This window comes from Microcoleus sp. Pol12B3, assembly GCF_036701355.1.
Taxonomy (GTDB): domain Bacteria; phylum Cyanobacteriota; class Cyanobacteriia; order Cyanobacteriales; family Microcoleaceae; genus Microcoleus.
The window spans coordinates 78,553-97,108 of sequence record NZ_JAUBQS010000004.1; the positions used below are offsets into that span (position 1 = coordinate 78,553).

General features: G+C 44.7%; 11 protein-coding genes. 8 read left to right on the top strand and 3 right to left on the bottom strand.

Going from position 1 to position 18,556, the window contains the following annotated elements:
- The first annotated feature begins 22 nt into the window (after positions 1–22).
- A complete protein-coding gene (locus QUA53_RS03125; RefSeq protein ID WP_333095141.1) occupies positions 23–1,831 on the top strand; it encodes a PAS domain-containing sensor histidine kinase in 1,809 nt (602 codons plus the stop codon).
- Between the two features lie 312 nt (positions 1,832–2,143).
- Entirely contained in the window at positions 2,144–2,641 is a 498-nt protein-coding gene (locus QUA53_RS03130; RefSeq protein ID WP_333095139.1) for a hypothetical protein, read from the top strand.
- Positions 2,642–2,722: 81 nt separating this feature from the next.
- Here the strand turns inward: QUA53_RS03130 and QUA53_RS03135 are convergent, their stop codons facing one another.
- Positions 2,723–3,214, bottom strand: a complete 492-nt coding sequence (locus QUA53_RS03135; RefSeq protein WP_333095138.1) for a WbuC family cupin fold metalloprotein — start codon at positions 3,212–3,214, stop codon at positions 2,723–2,725.
- Between the two features lie 76 nt (positions 3,215–3,290).
- On the opposite strand from QUA53_RS03135, the gene QUA53_RS03140 reads away from it, so the two are divergent.
- On the top strand, positions 3,291–4,514 hold the full coding sequence (locus QUA53_RS03140; RefSeq protein WP_333095137.1) for a tetratricopeptide repeat protein: 1,224 nt from the start codon (positions 3,291–3,293) through the stop codon (positions 4,512–4,514).
- Positions 4,515–4,858: 344 nt separating this feature from the next.
- On the opposite strand, the gene QUA53_RS03145 is transcribed toward QUA53_RS03140, so the two are convergent.
- Positions 4,859–10,471, bottom strand: coding sequence for a protein kinase domain-containing protein (locus QUA53_RS03145; protein ID WP_333095135.1), 5,613 nt, complete (start codon positions 10,469–10,471; stop codon positions 4,859–4,861).
- Between the two features lie 527 nt (positions 10,472–10,998).
- Here QUA53_RS03145 and QUA53_RS03150 point away from each other — a divergent pair.
- The 5 genes from QUA53_RS03150 to QUA53_RS03170 all read left to right on the top strand — a co-directional run bounded on the left by QUA53_RS03150 (position 10,999) and on the right by QUA53_RS03170 (position 16,259).
- Positions 10,999–11,319, top strand: coding sequence for a hypothetical protein (locus tag QUA53_RS03150; RefSeq protein ID WP_333095134.1), 321 nt, complete (start codon positions 10,999–11,001; stop codon positions 11,317–11,319).
- A 656-nt stretch (positions 11,320–11,975) separates the two neighbouring features.
- On the top strand, positions 11,976–12,197 hold the full coding sequence (locus tag QUA53_RS03155) for a hypothetical protein (protein WP_333095132.1): 222 nt from the start codon (positions 11,976–11,978) through the stop codon (positions 12,195–12,197).
- Positions 12,155–12,517 (top strand): type II toxin-antitoxin system PemK/MazF family toxin, encoded by a 363-nt coding sequence (locus QUA53_RS03160; RefSeq protein WP_333095131.1) that lies wholly within the window; start codon positions 12,155–12,157, stop codon positions 12,515–12,517. Before QUA53_RS03155 ends, QUA53_RS03160 begins: the two co-directional genes overlap by 43 nt.
- 86 nt (positions 12,518–12,603) lie before the next feature.
- A complete protein-coding gene (locus QUA53_RS03165) occupies positions 12,604–14,847 on the top strand; it encodes a TOMM precursor leader peptide-binding protein (protein ID WP_333095130.1) in 2,244 nt (747 codons plus the stop codon).
- Between the two features lie 8 nt (positions 14,848–14,855).
- Positions 14,856–16,259 carry a SagB family peptide dehydrogenase gene (locus tag QUA53_RS03170; protein ID WP_333095129.1) on the top strand — a complete coding sequence of 468 codons (1,404 nt, stop codon included), beginning with the start codon at positions 14,856–14,858 and terminating at the stop codon, positions 16,257–16,259.
- 418 nt (positions 16,260–16,677) lie between these two features.
- On the opposite strand, the gene QUA53_RS03175 is transcribed toward QUA53_RS03170, so the two are convergent.
- Positions 16,678–18,315: an FAD-dependent oxidoreductase gene (locus QUA53_RS03175; protein ID WP_333095128.1), complete on the bottom strand. Its 1,638-nt coding sequence runs from the start codon at positions 18,313–18,315 to the stop codon at positions 16,678–16,680.
- Positions 18,316–18,556 lie beyond the last annotated feature (241 nt).

The following is an 18,556-nucleotide window of genomic DNA, read 5'->3' on the forward strand; positions in this document are numbered from 1 at the left end:
AAAATCTAAAATCTAAAATGCTATGAACTATTTGGGCAATGCAAAATCCGTTCAGGCGTTAACGGTTTACGAGGTGTGGCGCGATCGCTTCCTCCGAGAGCGGCTGCGCCCTGCAGTCGGAATTGCCATCTTTTTTGCCTTCACAATAACGGTCTATTTTCTAGGCGAAAGATTCTTCGCTCACCAGGAGTTTGAAAGTGTTTATTTGTACACGAGCGCTGCTGTAGAATTGGGTTTGTTGACCTGTTTTGTGTTGCAAAAAACCTCCTTTGGACAGCGCTATCCCGGTTTGCTATTTTTGGCTTTTTCGTGGTCGCTGACTGTGGTTGTACAGCTTGGGCTAGCTGTCGCACAAGCCGGGGAATTACCAATTTTTACTTGGATTTTAGCGTTTTTGATCCAAGCTACGCTGATCCCCGTCCGCTGGCGCCTCCACCTGATTTCTCAACTCGGCGTTTTGTGTTGCCACGTCGGGATAAATTTGGTTTTAAATCTAAGTTTTGCTAAGTATACTCCTTTTAAGTTGACCGGGTTGTACTTATATTTGTTTTGGATTTGTTTGATTTGCGATTTGTCGGTTTATTGGTACGAATGTCTGCAACGGAAAGAGTTTAGTACCAGGCGTGAGTTGGAATCTGCTTACCAGCAGTTGGAGGTGGCGGAGGCGAAGTACCGCAGCATTTTTGAGAATGCCGGCGAGGGAATTTTTCAAAGCACTCCCGATGGTCGTTATATTACTGCAAATCCAGCTTTGGCGAGGATTTACGGCTGCGATTCTCCCGAAGAAGTGACAGCAAAGTTTACTGATATTGAGCGGCAGTTGTACGTCGATCCGGCTCGCAGAAAGGAGTTTTTGCGAGCGATAGAGGAAAGCGGCACAGTATCGGATTTTGAATCTAAAATTTACCGCTCAGACGGCAGTATTGTCTGGATTTCTGAGAAGGCGCGGGCGGTACGGGACAGCAGCGGCGCCGTGCTTTATTATGAGGGTTTAATTGAGGATATCACGCAGCGCAAACAGGCACAAGAATCGCTGCGGATGTTTATCCACGCTCTTTCTCACGACTTGCGAAACCCGGTGGCGGGAATGTTAATGGTGCTGAAAAATTGGCAGACGAAACCTGGGGATTCGATCGCAATTCCCCGTTCTATTTTGGAGCGGATGATTCAAGGTAGCGAGCAGCAATTGCGCTTGATAAATTCGCTGTTGGAAGTTCACGCCGGGGAATTGCGCGGTTTTGTTTTGCACTGCGAATCGGTTGATTTGAGGGCGCTAGTTGAAGCTGCTGCGACAGATTTGGAGCCTTTAATGAATGAGGGTAAAGCTACTTTTAAAAATTTGGTTCCGGATGATTTGCCAGCCGTGAATGCTGACAAAACTCAGTTGTGGCGCGTGTTATCCAATTTAATTTCTAATGCTTTGAAACACAATCTACCGGGATTGAGTTTAACAGTTTCGGCTCAAGTAATCCAGGCGGATAAATTAATTATAAATCAAAGCACAGCAAAGCAAGACACCGACAAGTTACCGATTACCAATCCACAATCCCCCATTACCAATCCACAATCCCCAATCCCCAATCCCGGAGCTAGGATGATTTATTGTACCGTGGAAGATGACGGGGCGGGAATATTGCCGGAACAGTGCGAACATCTTTTTGACCTTTACGTTAGGGGCGATCAATCCCGACACTCGGTTGGTTTGGGTTTGGGTCTCTATCTTTGTCGGCAAATTATAGGTGCTCACGGCGGCCAAATTGGGGTAATTAGCACTCCCGGTGCAGGGGCAAGTTTTTGGTTTACTTTGCCGCTGGCTGAGAATTTCAGGTGATTTTTTGTATTTTTAATTACATTTTACCTAGCAATCGTGCCAGATATTTAGAACGTTATTAATTGCTGAAACCATTGCGAAATATGCTCTTCCTTCTGCCTGCAGCTATACTTTTGTTGTGCCGTCGCAGGTGCTTTTTGAGTTGTGCAAGCCAAATCTGTCGATCGGACTATTTCGATCAGACTATTGATATTAATTTAAAACCATGGTATATTTACCCAAAGTTTTTAAACGAAAAATAAATTTCCGATATTCACATTTTCTTTAGAAAGATCATTTAATCTAGAAAATCTCTAAAACTAGATAAAAAATATGCAATTTATGTTTGTCGAGCAAAGCTCAGAAAATACAGCTAAAGACGATGCAGCTAAGTACGAATCAGCTAAATATAACGAGCGGTCGTTCTCAACTTTAATGCGGGCGCTCCGTCTTTCCCAAGGTTACTTTTCTTTCGTTTTAGTCAACTGTAACTCGCTAACTTTGCGGCAGCAAATAGTCGATCGGCTGCAAGTACATTGTCCCGTGAAACCGCGGCAACTGTTTTTGCCCAAATCGGCGACAACTCTCTACACGACAATTGCAGCAGAAATAGACGGCGAAAAGCCTCCTGCTTTAATGCTCCTCGGTTTGGAATCAGTGGAGGCGATCGATCGATTGCTCATTTCTACCAACCTATTATGCAGCGAATTCAGCAAAAAATTTTCGTTTCCCCTCGTCTTTTGGGTGACGGATGAGCTCCTGAGAAAAATCATTCGTACCGCCCCCGATTTATACAATCGGATGACGACAATTAGATTCATCAGTAATTAGTAATCAGCCCATCGATTTGAGATTTGAGAGTTGAGATTTTTAACAGTCAACATTTAACAGTCAACAGTCAACAGTCATTAGTCAAGTGTTAAATTCCGCTTCCCAAATCAGGACTAATTCTCGCGCCTCTGCAGTTCCCTCAGCCGGAAAACCTGCCAAAAAGTCTTTATCGGCCCCCACGTCGTAAGGCCCTTCCTTAAACTCCAAAATCACAGTATCCTGTGTCAAAGCTACTAACGTGTGAATAGTGCCCTCTGGCAGTTCGACAGCGCGAGTCGGGCCCGCAGCGCTGACTCGCAAGGAGCGCAGGATTTGACCGTTTTCGTTCAAAATAACAATACCGACTTCGCCTTGAATCACCACAAAAAACTCAAAACCGTTAACTGCAGGCGGGCGCAGGTGTTGGTGAGGGCGGACGTAAGTGCCTGGTTGCAGCACGTTGACAAACCGCTGCACTTTTTCAGACAAATCGTGGAAATTGTAGTTTTGTCGCTGGCGGGGACTGCGCCGGGAGGAAGCGGCAACTTCGTCTAGCAATTCTTGCGTCAGCAATTTGATCGGAGGGGACTGCACAACAGATATCCTGTATTTAATAGTTTATGAACAAATGGGCTAGTCTGGGATCATCGTTATCAGCATCTCTTGACACATGGAAATCGCAACTCAGGTGCGTATCACTAAGGCAATGCGTTTGTCAAGTATCTTTAGAAAAAGTATTAGCCCGATCGCCCTTTCAACTATTCTAGTCTGCGCCAATAGCGTTTCTGCCTCTGAACCGAGGCCGGCACTGTTGGTTGAGCAGCAATTCTCACAGCAGCCACTTAAAGAAGAAATCCGCGATCGAGTTCAAGAAGAAGTTGACATTGCTTTTGGGCGCACGGCGGTACTGCTGAACGGGCTAATAATTGCCTTAACTTTGTTTCCGACAGCAGCCGGAGTCGGGGTTTGGTTTCTGTTGAGCAAATTGTCCAAGCAGACAACAATTGCTCGCCAAGAAATAGAAAGTCTCCATTACGATACAATCTCTCAATTAAAACTATTAATTTCGGACGCTGAAACTATCTTAGGCGAAATTCAACAGCAAAGTCACCCGGCAGAGGCAGAAACAGACTTGTTATTCCCCGATGCCCAAATTCAAGAATTTGCTCCGGTTAACTATGGCAATTACCAAAAGTTATTGACTGCGGGCGACTATGCTAAACAGGGAGATGCTTGTTTCTTTGAAAACCGTTATCAAGATGCGATCGTGGCTTACGATCAGGCCCTGCAAATTCAGCCGGATTTAGCCGATACTTGGAATAACCGAGGAGTAGTGCTCACGAGAATGCAGCGGTATCCAGAGGCGATCGCCTCTTACGAACAAGCTACTACAATTCGCCCCAATTATCCCGATGCTTGGAACAATCGAGGCGTGGTATTGTTGGAGTTGCAGAAGTACCAGGAGGCGATCGGCTGTTACGAACAAGCAATTCAAGCCAAACCCGATTATGCCGATGCTTGGAACAACCGAGGCGTTGCGTTTTCCAAAATGCAGGAGTACGAACAAGCAGTAATTTCTTACAATCAAGCTCTACAAATTAAAAATGATTATACTGACGCTTGGAACAATCGAGGCGTTGCACTCTCAAAATTGCAAAAATACGAAGCGGCGATCGCTTCCTACGACAATGCTGCTAAAATTCGGCCTGACTTTTACAGAATTTGGTACAACAAAGCCAGATGTTATGCCCTACAAGGTAAAATTGAATTAGCAATTGAAAATTTAAAGCGCGCCCTCAATCTCAATCCGAATGTATGTAAAGAGTTGGCAAAAAGTGAAGCTGATTTGGAGAAGATTCGCGAACACGACGCATTCAAGCAGTTGATTAATTGAGCGGAACTAAGCAAATGAGTGGGAAAATACATACAGCCTATTCCAGGTTCATGAAGTGTAGGGACAAAGGTTTTTGCCTTTTCCGGGGATAGAAGGATAGGCGGGGGTACTTCATAAACCGGGAATCTGCTTTAAGTAGTCAAAAGCGAGTGAAACGAAGCTATTGGCTTTCTGTTCGGGCAGTTGTACATTCGGTTATACAGCAATGTTTATTTGTGCCTACCTACTTATATCAAATCCGTTAGCATCGGAATAGTAAATTCGAGTTGACTGTTGACTGTTGACGCCGTGAACAGTCAACAGTCAACAGTCAACATCACCTGACGGTGTAACCGGAAATGATATTACTTCTGTTTAATTACAACCAAAGTAATGTCATCAAATACTTTTTGTTCCCCGATGTATCGCCGCACGTCGTCAATCACAGCTTGCTTGATTGCTGCTGCTGACTGTTCCCTGTTAAGGACAACAACTTCAATCAATGGCTCGATACCGTATTGATTTTTCTTCATATTAAAAGCTTCGGTAATTCCATCTGTGTAGAGTATGACAACATCCCCCGAATTCAACTGTATTTCAGTAGAAGCAATGAAATCGGCAATATCTGCTTCCAAGGCGATGGGAAAGCCTAACTCGATGGTATCAATCCGCTCTACTTCGCCGCCGTCACGCACGACAATCACCTCTTCGTGCTGTCCGCTCAAATGCAGGGTGTTGTCCCGATATTCTAGCAAAGAAAGGCTCATATTTTTACCAGAATCCATGCGCTCTACGTTGTCAAAAAGCGTTTGGTTGACTGTCTGCAATAATTTAACGGGGTCGGTTTCCTTGTGAACCAGCAAAGTGCGAATGGCTGTTTGCGCCATAATCATTAACACGCCGCTTTCTAAACCGTGTCCTGTCACGTCGCCGATGCCAATTGTGGCTTTACCACTGTGATTTAGTACGTCGTAATAGTCGCCACCAACTTCATCAGCCGGTTCCATGAATGCAGCAATTTCTAGCCCTGCAATTGACTCTAATTCCTGCTGTTGAGGCAAAATCATTTGTTGCAGGCGGCGGGTTACGTCTAGTTCCGCACTCATGCGAAGGTTGTCTACTTTTAGCCGATCGTTCAAAACCAATATTTCTTTATTAGCTTGGGCTAACTGTGCCGTGCGTTCTTCTACTTTTTGTTCTAGGGTTTGATAAAGTTGGGCATTTTCTAAGGCGATAGATGCCTGGGAAGATAGGAGTTTTAAAACTTCTATTCGCGCTGGGGTGAATACTTTTTCTGCTAGGTTGTTTTCTAAGTAAACTACGCCCATGAAGCGACCTTGATTGATGATGGGAGTACAGAGTATGGATTTGGTTTGATGGGCAACAATATAGGGGTCTGCGGCAAACATTGCCTCGGTAGTAGCATTGTTTAAGACGGCAGGTGTTTTGGTTCTTTCTACATAGTTGATGACGCTCATGGGGAGGATTTCGGGGAGGGGCAGATGGGGGATTTGTGAGAGGGTGATGTTGTCGCCTTCGACTTGTCCGACGGCTTCTATGGTGAATGTGTTTGAGTGTTTGAGTAGCAAATATCCGGTTTGTGCCCCGGCATTTTCTATGGCGATTTTAATTAGTTTTGCTAGCAATTCACTGAGGACTATTTCACTGGAGATGGCTTGGGCGGCTTTGAAGACGGAGGCTAAGTCAAATCCTTCGGAATTGCTGCTACTGGTAATGATGGTGGCTAAGGTGAGGCTGGTTTCTGAGGGTTTTTGAGCGTTGATTTTGGCGAAGAATTGCGGATATCGGGTTTCTAAGTCTTTGACTTTGGCTGTGGCTCCCCAGCGGATGTAGCAGTAGTATGCTTCTAGTAGGAAGAAGCGGGCCATGTTTTCTTGGCCGCGAGTTAGGTGAAATTCGCCGGTGAGTTCGTTGGCGAGGGCTTCTTCTTGGGTGTATTGTTGTTCTCTGGCCCCGGTGATGGCCGCATCGTAGAGGGTGATGGCTGCGGGGTAGTCTCCTAAAATTCGGGCTTTTTCCGCTTCTACCAGGTCGTATTTATGTTGGTAGTTGGCGGGGGCGTTATTTGCCCAATGTCTCATTGTGTGTTGATTGGTGGCTACTTGTTCAAGATATTCTCTCTGCTCGGTTTCGCTGACGTGAGGATACTGATCGAGGAGGCTTAGGGAGTAGTAAAAGTTAAGTTGACCTGTCATGATCATCCCGCTAACAGGTGCTTTATATTTATCTGCTTGTCGAGCATTCTCAACTGCGGCTTTACGCTCTTTAAATAAATAAGATAGAAAGGTTTTCGCAGCATTAATATAAAAAAGAGTATAATAGTTATTTGTTTTTTGTGCAGATTCAAGATTCTCTACTTCATTATAGTCTTTCCCAATCAATAGAGTTGTGCAGTGTGATTCATCAATCAAATTTAACATCAACTGATGATACATCTTTATAAATTCAATAGCAAAATATTGCTTAATTTTACAAATTAATAATGTGTAATCTCGGCTTCTACTTGCGAGATATTCAAGTTCACTTCCGGCATAAAAACTATGGTAATTATCACTTAGAATCGCATAGCACGCATACTCTAAATTTCCGGTTTCCAACCCACTATTAAGAGCATCTTGCAAAGGTTCTATGGTTTCCCTAATATGGTCTTTCCAGTGTCTAATAAATGAGTTAAAGAAATGTAGGACAAATACTTTAATATTTTTGGCATTAAATTTATCTAATAATTTTAAAGAGAGTTGACCAAATCTATATCCTGAATCAATATCTCCACCCACAGTCAAAAAGACACCATAATTGACGTACACACCAGCAGCTAAGGAAGGATTGCCGTAAGTTAAGCAGAGATCCACCATTGCAAATAAAAGCCGCGAGAGTAGGGCAGGATTCGTAATATATGCAGCCGAGGTAACTGTTAAAAGAATCCGAATTGCGGCAAACTGATAAGGATCGGTCATTTCGGGAAGGTCTGCTAAATCCTCAATTTGTTTATTTTCTTCTGTCAGTTTTCTAGCAATTGCCTGAACCAAGATTCCCGGATCTTCCGACATTTGAGACAGGGATATCCCTAATTTTCCCAGCACTTCCAGCCCTGTCTCTATGGCTTCTGACATCCTGTATTGAGAAATATAAGACTGAATTTTAACTTCGTAAACTTTTACCCGATCTAAAAGCGTTTTCGCCTCTTGCAGCACAACTTCTAAAAGCTGTTCCGCCCGGGCAAAATTAGCGTTTAAATATTCAGCTTCTACGGTTTCCACATAGATAGGCAGTGTCAAATCATAATCACTCTGCCAACTATCGGCAGCCAGCAACCCCAAACTCAGATTAAAATAATTAACCGCTGCTTCAAAGGCGGCGGAGGCTTTAGCTTTTTGACCGGCAATCAAGTTAAGTTCTGCTAACAGGTTTTTGTCGGACTGTGTAGCCAGTAGAGGTGATGCCTCTGTGGTTGCCTCTATGCCAAAATTCAATTGATTAACCAGGGCAAAAATATTGTTTTTGCGTTCTTCTGCTGTAGTATTTTGCAGCAGTAATTGACCGATTTGGAAGTGAGTTGATTTTTTCTCGGTTTCGGGAATCAAAGAATAGGCAGATTGCTGCACTCTGTCGTGCAAAAATTTGTAATCTACTTTCACATCTTGCAGCCGCACTGATTCAGATTCCGACTCGATAAATACCAACGGAATTTTGTAGGCTTCAGACAGGGGTAAAATCAAACCCGCCTGAAGCGCCGGCCACAACTGCGCCCCGGATACTAATTCTGATGCTTCGTTGACAATGGCTAAAACATCTAAGTTAAAAGTATTGCCAATGCAAGCGGCAAGTTTTAAGGCTTTTTGAGTAACCTCTGGCAGTTTTTGAATGTTTCTAGCAATCAGTTCGACAACGTTTAAATCGGTAATGCCAATGGCTTGGATTGCCTCGATATCCCATTGCCATTTATCGCTGCTGGCTTCATAATGCAGTAGGTTTTCCAAGGCGAGGGTTTTCAGCAGTTGGGTTAAAAAGAAAGGGTTGCCTTGGGTTTTGCTAAACAGGAGTTGTGAAAAGGATTGAATGCGTTTTGTGGCTGCGGATTCATTGAGAGTATCGGCAATCAGTTGGCTAACATGATTGATGGCTAAAGGTTGGACGGTGATGTTGTTGAGATTAGCCCCGGATGCGCGGATTTTTTCTAAGGTTTGAATTAAAGGGTGAGTGGGGTTGACTTCGTTATCGCGATATGCTCCAATAATTAACAAATATTGGCTATCAGAATCACTCATCAGCAGTTGCATCAGTTTCAAGGAGGCTGCATCTGCCCACTGCAAGTCATCTAAAAAAAGTACAACGGGGTGTTGGGGTTGACAAAAGACTTTGAGGAATTGTTGAAAAACTCGATTGAAGCGGTTTTGTGATTCTGTTGGCCCTAATTGGGGTACTTCTGGCTGCGGGCCGATAATAAATTCTACTTCGGGGATAACATCAATGATGACTTGGGCATTGGGGATGAGGGCATCTAAGAGTTGATGTTTCCAATTGGCAATTTGTCCGGCATTTTCTGTGAGTAATTGGTTAATTAAGCCTTGAAAAGCGGTGATGATGGCTGAGTAGGGAATGTTGCGGTTAAATTGGTCAAATTTGCCGGAGATGAAGTAACCGCGTTGGCGGAGTATGGGTTTGTGAACTTCGTTGACGATGGCGGTTTTGCCAATACCGGAATAGCCGGAAACTAGGATCATTTCGGCATGGTTTTGAACCCCCCCGGCCCCCCTTGCTAAGGGGGGGGTAAGAGTGGAGGAGGATTCTGCTTCGGAAGCATGGGTTTGATCCCCCCCAGCCCCCCTTAAGAAGGGGGGGGTAAGAGTGGAGGAGGATTCTGTTTCGGAAGCGTAGCTTTGATCCCCCCCAGCCCCCCTTAAGAAGGGGGGGGTAAGAGGTGTTGGGGTTAGAGGGGATTCTGCTGGCTCTAAAGCCCCCTTAGTAAGGGGGTTGGGGGTTAGAGATGTCGGGGTAAGAGTGGATTGGCTGATTCTTTCAAAGGCGGCTAGTAATTCTATTACTTCCTGTTCGCGGCCGTAAAGTTTTTGTGGAATCAGGAGTTGGCTACCTTTGTCGCGGGTGGCAATGGCAAAAGGTGCTATTGTTCCCGTAGCAAGCAACTGATTTAAACAAGTTTCTAAGTCAAATTTTAATCCCGCTGCGCTTTGATATCTCTCTTCGGCGGTTTTGGCTAAGAGTTTCATTACAATATCAGAAATAACTTGGGGAATTTCTCTGATTTCACAAAGTGGTAAAGGCTGTTTAGCTAAGTGACAATGTATTAATTCCATCGGCTCGACCGTGGCAAAAGGTAACTGACCCGCCAGCAGTTCGTATAAAGTCACTCCTAAAGAATAATAGTCGGTTCGGTAATCTACGGAGCGGTTCATTCGCCCCGTTTGTTCTGGGGAGAGATAGGCGAGAGTACCCGCCAGTTCCGAGGGATTGCTCACAGATTGATTTTCTTGTTGCAGGCGGGAGGAAATGCTAAAGTCAGTGAGTTTGACTTCGGCTGTGGTAGAGTTAATAATGATATTGCCCGGTTTAATATCTTTGTGAATAATCGAATGGCGGTGCAAATAATCTAAGGCATCTATTAAGACAATGGCAATTCTCAGAACTTCTGTTAAAGGGAAGGTTTGGTTAGTAAGTAACTGGTCGAGAGAGGAGCCGCCAAAATCTTCTAAGATTAGGGCAAAGCTATTGCGATAGTTTTCTAGGCTATAGACTTTAGTGATACTAGAACTGTCTAGGGGTTGGGCAATTTTGTATTCATTTCTGAGGCGGGTGACTTCTTCCAGAGTGGGGTACTCGGATTTAAGGAGTTTGACGATAACGGGTTGCTGGTCTGCTTCGCGGTAGCCTCGATAAACCAAACTTTTTACGCCGCTGTGAAGTTCTTGTACAATGCGATATCCGTTAAGTCCGAGCATAGTCCGTGCGCTATTTGGTATTGTACTTGTTAGTGATATTAACCTATCGGGAGTGAAAACCACTGTATCATCAAGAAAATCCGTAAAAATTCACATTTTGCACCACGATAAAAAAGCTGTAGGGGCTGGTTCGCCAACAATATATAACGATAACCAACAATCTAAATAAACCCGCCCAACCCCACCAATCGCCCACATCAACCAGAAATTTGCATCGAATATTACTATGTGGATGATGATTGTTCGTTGGGTGGGGCGGGTTTTCGAGATTGTTTGTTTTTGGCGATTATGGTTGGCGAACCCGCCCCTACAGCATTTAGGATGATACAATTCCCAGTCAAAGGCAAATGATATTATTTCTCTTTCTCAAAAAAGGGCGATCGCCAGCTTCCTAGACTCTGAAGCCTTGGGCTCGACTGTAAGCCAGGGCGCGGTCAATAGTTGCCGATCGAAACTGTAGAGAACGCATCTGCTATAGAATAACAGCAAAATCTATATTTCCCACAAAAGGGAGCTAGGAGAAAATTATGGCATTTCCCCAGGATTGGAGAAGCGCTGAAGCCGCAATATCTCGGTTGATTGCTCAGTCATGGTTAGAACCAGAACTTTACAACAGCTTGCTGACTCGACCCACCGTCACCCTCCGGGAGGCGGGATTAATTGAAGACTTCGTAGAAGTCCGCATCAATCAGGCTCCCGATGCAGTTCCCGTCCTTCTAGGTACTCAAGGGGAAACGGTGATTTATGTCCTACCCCTACCTCCCAGACCAGATGGTCTGACAGAGCCACAGATTAGTGCTTGGCTGGCTGGAGAGATAGAACCAGGTGGTCTCCGCAAGTCTTGCTAAAGTCCCTTTAGCTTGTCTCAAGCTACACCCGTAGCTTGCCAGTTTTTCGGCCCCGCTTGTCTATTCACAGCCGGGCCGCTTCAGGAGAGTTGGTGTTTCTGGTGAGCGAGAGAGGGTTGACAAGCGGATGGGACTGTTGTATCTTATCCGCATTTATTGCCAGAACAAGATTAGGTTGATCTAACAGAGGAATATAATTATATCAGTTTTGCAACAAGATTTGACGGCGAGCGAACAGGAAATTTCAAAGGCGATCGCCCTCGCTTGGTTAAGTAGAACTCTCTAGTCACAGCGGGGTCGATCGAGGAGAGTTAGCTTTTCGGGCGATCGACTATAGTTAATTTATAGATTTAAATTTTTAAGAATATGGAAACCGTAAATAGCGATCGGGCTAAAACGAAAAAGATTGAATGAGGAGGCGATCGCACAAATTGTGGTACACACAATCTTGTCGTAGGTAAGGTGCGTCGCCACCGGTCAAACAGCAAGTTCCATTTAACCTCTCACAGATCCGCACCCTACAAAACTTGAGGAGAGGAAGCTTTTCCGGGGATAAAAACTGGCAAGCGCGATCGGACTTGACAAGAGGACGCGGCGGTTGTAATTTGTCACAATTATTGCTAAAATTAAGAGTAAAAAATTATTCTGATTAGCCAATGAGCAACATCTCTATCAGCTTACCAGATGACTTAGTTACCTATGTCAGTCAAAAAGCGCCAAACCCCAGTGCTTTGATAGAATCTCTCTTGCAACAATGGCGAAAACAGCAAGAAAAACAAGCTTTAGCAGATGCTTGTCAGCTAATTGATGAACTAAATTTAGGATGGGATGAGGAATGGCAGACTCAGGCGATTACCGACTGGGAAGTATCTGGATAGCGAGATTCGATCCGTCAGTCGGAACAGAAATACGCAAAACGCGACCAGCATTAGTTATTTCTGGATCGCTGTTTAACGAGGGGCGCTCTAAAGTCACCGTTTTGCCATTTACCTCCGCTCGTCCTCACGATCCTCGGATTTCTGCTGCTGTGATATTTACGCCCGCATCTGCACAAAATGGTTTAGATGCAGACAGTTTGCTAGTCTGTGTTGACCCAATGACTTTCGATAAAAAGAGATTACTACAACAACTCGGTCAACTTGAATCAGATCTGCTTTCCCAAGCTCAAGAGATTTTACAGCGCTATCTTGAATTATAGCGATCGCCACTCTCTAAATCTCAACCGCAATAAGAGCGATCGCTTTACTAAAATCAATCCCAAAATTATATTAAACACCCTTCAGGATGCTCTACCAACCAAAGTTTAAAAATTGCTTCACCGTCGAAATCATCAAATCGGTAGGAGTATTCCTGATCTCCGAGTCAGATTCCTTCGTCCTCTCAGGCCACCTTTACGAACTATTAACCCCCTTAATTAACGGCCACAACACCGCCGACGAAATCGTCAACCAACTGCGAGGTCAAGCCTCACCCGCAGAAATTTACTATACCCTAGCCCTGCTAGAAAAACAAGGCCACCTCATCGAAAACGACACCTCCCTCCCCGATGAAACTGCCGCCTTTTACACCCTTTTAAACATCTCCCCCCAACAAGCCACATCCCGCTTGCAATCCCTGAAACTTGCCGTCATTTCCTACAGCCAAATCCCAGCAGAAGCTTGCATTAGCGCCCTAGAAACCCTCGGCATTCAAACCTCGGCCACCGCAGATATCACCCTAATCATAGCCGACGATTACCTGCAACCAGAACTGGGAGAATTCAACCAAAAATCCCTCCAAACAGGCAGCCCTTGGCTACTCCTAAAACCTACAAGTTCCACAATTTGGATCGGGCCAATTTTCCACCCCGAAACCACCGCCTGCTGGGAATGTCTCGCCCAACGCCTGAGAGCAAATCGCCCCACCCAAAGCTTCATCCAGCGTCAAAAAAACTACTCAAAACCCTTATTAAATCCCCCATCTTACCTACCTTCCACCCTACAAATAAGCTTAAATTTAGCCGCCACAGAACTAGCCAAATGGATTGTCCAAGGCAATAATAAAACCTTAGAAAATAGGATAATTACCTTTGACACCAAAACCCTCAAAACCACCAACCACACCATAACCAAACGCCCCCAATGCCCCGAATGCGGTCAAGTTCCGCCCCAAGAAATCCAGCCCTTTGTCCTCCAAAGCCAGAAAAAAACCTTTACCGCCGACGGCGGCCATCGCGGCTTTTCCCCAACCGAAACCCTGCAAAGATTTGACAGCCAAATCAGTCCCATCACCGGAGTTGTGCGCGGTTTACTCAAAGTTCCCCAAACAACCAATGCTTTAACACCGAACTACTTAGCCGGCCACAATTTCGCTACGATGTTCGATGACTTGTACTTCCTCAAAGAAAACTTACGCGGCAGAAGTGCCGGCAAAGGCAAAACCGACGAACAAGCCAAAGCCAGCGCCTTGGGAGAAGCCATTGAGAGATATTCCGGCGTATTTCAAGGCGACGAAATCCGAAAAAAAGGCAGCTATCAAACAATGGGAGAAACCGCCATTCACCCCAATGATTGCATGGGTTTCAGTGAAGTACAATATAGCACTCGCCACGACTGGAATAGAACCTGTCCCAGCTTCTTTCAAAGAGTCCCCGAACCCTTCGATACCAGCCGAGAAATTGACTGGACACCAATTTGGTCATTAACTAATCAACGAGTGAAATATCTACCCACAGCTTACTGTTATTACGGCTATCCCAAACCCGAAAAACCCGACTGTTGGGCAGACTCCAACGGTAGCGCCGCCGGCAATACCAAAGAAGAAGCAATTTTGCAAGGATTTATGGAATTAGTCGAGCGAGATAGCGTCGCCTTGTGGTGGTACAATCGAGTTAAAGTCCCCGCAGTTGACTTAGATAGCTTTAACGATTCCTACATTCAAGAACTCAGAAACTATTATCAAAGTATAGACCGCAGTCTGTGGGTTTTAGACCTCACCAACGATTTTAACATCCCCGTTTTTGCCGCCCTTTCTCACCGCATCGACAGAGAAATCGAAGACATCATTTTTGGTTTTGGCGCACATTTCGATCCCAAAATTGCCCTGTCTCGCGCTTTAACAGAAGTCAATCAATCGTTACCCGCAGTATTAACCTTTAACAGCGATGGTAGCACAAATTACGGAGTTTCCGACGGCCTCACCGTTGAGTGGTACAAAACCGCCACCCTAGAAAATAAATCTTATTTAACGCCCGATACTTCCCAACCTTTAAAATTACTATCTGACTATCCCCCCTTAGCCAGCGATGATTTAAAAGCAGACGTTGAAAAGTGCGTAATAATAGCTGAAACATTAGGCTTAGAAACCTTTGTTTTAGATCAAACCCGGCCCGACATTGGCTTAAATGTCGTCAAAGTTATAGTACCAGGAATGCGGCACTTTTGGAAACGCTTAGCACCAGGGCGACTTTATGACATTCCGGTGAAATTAGGCTGGCTAGATGCACCCATCCCCGAACACCAAATCAACCCATTCCCGATATTCTTTTAAGATTAATTATGAGTGAAACCATCCCCCAAATCATCCTAACTTTTAAGCCAGAAATTTCTATAGAGGATGCCGAAAAAGACTTAATTTTAAAAGCCCCCTACATCGACTTTAACCTCAACAAACTCTCCCCCGGAATTGTCGCCGCGATTAAAGTTATTTCTACCGCAGGCGCAACCGAAACAGCCCTAACTCAACTGGTAGTTGCTACCGATGGCAGTTCCGCCCTCGCTAAATTCTACTACTACCTAGAACAATTTGTCATCCTGGGTTTAGTTTACCATACTTTAGAAATTGACGGCAGTGCGATCGCTACAGCCGTCCCCATAGCCACACCCTATAAATGGCAATTATCAGAGACAATTACTGATAATAACTATCAACTTTCGCGCTTTGCCTATTGCCACTCAGAAAAATCCCATTTAGTTGTCGAATCCCCCCTTTCCAAAGCCAAAATTATCCTCAAAGATTGGCGCAGTGCAGCTTTAATCAACGAACTCTCGCAACCTAAAGCCATCTCCGATTTAACCAAAATTCCGGGAATTTCTGAAGCCACCGCCCGATTATTTCTCAGCTTTTTGTTAACTGCTGAACTGCTATCATCTGTCAACAACAATAGCAGCTTAGAACAAAGTGAAACTCTAACTCAATGGGAATTTCACGATTTATTATTTCACTCCCGCAGTCGCGGCGGCAGACATTCCAATCTGATTGGCAAAACCTTTCGATTTTTAGGAGAAATCGAACCCACACCCGTACTCAAAGCCAAACCATCTAACGAGATTATAAATCTTTATAAACCTGACATAGACAGTTTGAAACAAACAGATACACCGTTTACAGCAATTTTAGAATCAAGAAAGACAATTCGGCAACATGGAGAAAAGCCGATTACTGTCGAACAATTGGGAGAATTTCTCTATCGTTCCGCGAGATTGCGCGAGATTGTCCCCAGAGATAACATGGATTGCAGCAATAGGCCTTATCCAACCGGAGGCGCTTGCTACGATTTAGAGATTTATACAGCTATCAATCGCTGTGAAAATATTGAGGCTGGCTTGTATTATTATGCACCCCAAGAACACCAACTTTGTAAAATTTCTGGGAAAACAAAGCAGGTAGAAGCATTGCTAAAAAGTGCAGGATTGTCAGTACAGATAGAGGTAGAACCACAGATTTTAATTCTGCTATCCTCTCGGTTTTCGAGAGTAACTTGGGGCTATGAATCAATGGCCTATAGTCTAATATTAAAGCACGTTGGGATTTTGTATCAAACGATGTATTTAGTGGCAACAGCAATGAATCTGGCGCCGTCGGGGGTGGGCGGGGGAAATTCCGAGTTATTTGCAGCAGCAGCAGGATGCGATTATTTTACAGAATCTTCCGTAGGGGAGTTTATCTTGGGGAGTCGGTGATTAGTTTTCATTGGTGTCAACTTAACGTCAAACCATTAGTCCGACAGGGGTTAAAACCCCTGTCTCAAAGCGAAAGTCCTCTGAAGAGGACTAATATAGCAATCCTAAATCAGTTTTAATAACTGGTTAACTGGTTCCCAGGCTCGGCCTGGGAAGCGATGTCACTCTTGCTCTGCCTCGGCTGCGACAATGGAGGCAGAGCCTCCGGATATGCGTTACCAGGCTCTTCCTGGTAACGAGTATAATCATTTAGGATTGCTATAGACATCTCCAAAAAAGCGAGTTTTGAACAGGCAAGATGCCTGTTCCACAAGAAATATGGTCGAGGTATAATGAGTTTTTCAGTCCTCTTCAGAGGACTTTAGCTATTAGCCAGGGAATTCATTCCCTGGCGGTCTGGGGAACAGTAAAATGAATTTTACGACCCCAAATCATAACTGGGTGGCAACCATTCAGGCCGGCTCAAGTTAAAGTTTTCCTCTAACATTAATTCTGCACTATTCAACGCTCCTTGCACCCATCCTTGCATATTTGAATAGGCTTCGCCACAGACATAAACATTAGCACCACGAATCGGATGCCGCATCTGTTTCATCACTTCCCAGGGCTGACAGCGGGGGTTCCAAGAGTGCCATCCACCCCCGTAGGGATCTTTTTGCCAGTCGATATAAAGGGCGGTATAAGGTTCTGGAATATCTGCTAAATTGTGTAGGCCTTTGAGTTGTTGCTGGGCCGTCCGTACCATATCCTGAGAAGGAACTAAGGGGTCTGTCGCAATAGAACCATCACTTTTCAGAAAAGCTCTTAATTCCCGTGTTTCGCCTAGTTCTCCGCGAAAAGCTGGACGTTTTTCTGGCTTATCTGGATTATAGGCCATCGTTCGCCAGAAACCCGCAGCAATATTATCAGGAAACAGGCTTAATAATAGGGAGTTGTGATTGTTCGGATCGCCCCCTTGGGCGCTTTCTGTACCGAAGTAGTAACACTTTTGCATCGGCAAATCTGTAGCTGAAGTACCACCATGAATATCTAGTGCGTGCCACCAAGGAGTATGATAACCGAGGAAAAGTTTGTAAGCGGGATCGCCGCTAACAGTTTGGATATTTTCCTGAAAAGTTGAATTGCTAAATAGGAAATTCTGCTGGTTTTCTACGGCCAACAGTTCTAGCGATCGCTTCGGCATTGCTAAAATCAGATGTTTCGCGAACACGGGCGGGAGAGAATGACCCGCGCGATCGACAAAATTTAACCTAATCAGCCCTTCTGGAGTGCGATCGAAGGTTTTTAAGCGATGATTTAAGCAAACTTCCCCACCCTCTCTCTCAAATTCTGTCGCGAGGGTTTTCGGTAATGTTTGGTAGCCATCAGCCATCATGTACCAAGTATCGCTGTAGGGAAGAGACATACTTGTTGCGATCGCACTAGCCGCATTCCAAGTACCCAAATCCGAATAGAAAAAGCCCGTATCCAAACTGAGATTGTAAGCCTCGTTGCTAATTTCCTTCAGCAACACTTCCCAAATACTCAAGTCATACAAGTGTTGACCGTCAATTTTCAGCGTTTCGCGATCGCGCTTCCACTCCGGTGAAGCAAAATAAGCAGGAGTTAAATCTTTTCCTGGAATCGACCGCCCAACAGCAAAATCGAACAATTCCTCATAATTTTTACCTTCTTCATCCGGCCGTAAATTATAAGGTACTTTATCCGGTTGATTAAATTCACTCATCAACAAATGCCGATCGCGAACATATGCCCGTACTCCCGGACTGCTAAAGTCAACAACCGTTGTCTTCAGGTTCAGCAACTTAATCAATTCCCAGACAATAGCCTGAGATTCAGTCACATACATCCCACCCAACTCAGCCTGAACATGAGGCATCCCCGGCATTGTCATTGATAGTAACCGACCACCAATGCGATCGCTCAATTCATAGAGACGAATCTTAGAAGATTTGTGATGAGATGCTAACCGCCAAGCAGCGTAGGCCCCAGAAACGCCACCACCCACAACTGCAACATCAATCATTTGATTTGGCTTAACTGCACTATTACTCATAAGTTCCTAGTAAAATAACACCTAAAAAATTACTTATCGATCGATCGGCTTCAGGACACTCCAATAACCTATTAGCGTCTACTTAGCGTCAAATTACATAAATAGAAAAAACCCTCGTAATAGAATCAGTCATTGGCAAATAGTGATTCACCTCAATTTGATATTGATTTTACGGCATTGCATAATTTTGGGAGGACTCTTGTAGGGGGGACTCTTATAGCCACGCAGAAAAATAAGGGTT

What these genes read in the sequence shown, in the direction of transcription:
- QUA53_RS03125 (WP_333095141.1), top strand. Translation starts at nt 23, where the DNA reads ATGAACTATTTGGGCAATGCAAAATCCGTTCAGGCGTTAACGGTTTAC.
- QUA53_RS03130 (WP_333095139.1), top strand. Translation starts at nt 2,144, where the DNA reads ATGCAATTTATGTTTGTCGAGCAAAGCTCAGAAAATACAGCTAAAGAC.
- QUA53_RS03140 (WP_333095137.1), top strand. Translation starts at nt 3,291, where the DNA reads ATGGAAATCGCAACTCAGGTGCGTATCACTAAGGCAATGCGTTTGTCA.
- QUA53_RS03145 (WP_333095135.1), bottom strand. Translation starts at nt 10,471, where the DNA reads ATGCTCGGACTTAACGGATATCGCATTGTACAAGAACTTCACAGCGGC.
- QUA53_RS03150 (WP_333095134.1), top strand. Translation starts at nt 10,999, where the DNA reads ATGGCATTTCCCCAGGATTGGAGAAGCGCTGAAGCCGCAATATCTCGG.
- QUA53_RS03155 (WP_333095132.1), top strand. Translation starts at nt 11,976, where the DNA reads ATGAGCAACATCTCTATCAGCTTACCAGATGACTTAGTTACCTATGTC.
- QUA53_RS03160 (WP_333095131.1), top strand. Translation starts at nt 12,155, where the DNA reads ATGGCAGACTCAGGCGATTACCGACTGGGAAGTATCTGGATAGCGAGA.
- QUA53_RS03165 (WP_333095130.1), top strand. Translation starts at nt 12,604, where the DNA reads ATGCTCTACCAACCAAAGTTTAAAAATTGCTTCACCGTCGAAATCATC.
- QUA53_RS03170 (WP_333095129.1), top strand. Translation starts at nt 14,856, where the DNA reads ATGAGTGAAACCATCCCCCAAATCATCCTAACTTTTAAGCCAGAAATT.
- QUA53_RS03175 (WP_333095128.1), bottom strand. Translation starts at nt 18,315, where the DNA reads ATGAGTAATAGTGCAGTTAAGCCAAATCAAATGATTGATGTTGCAGTT.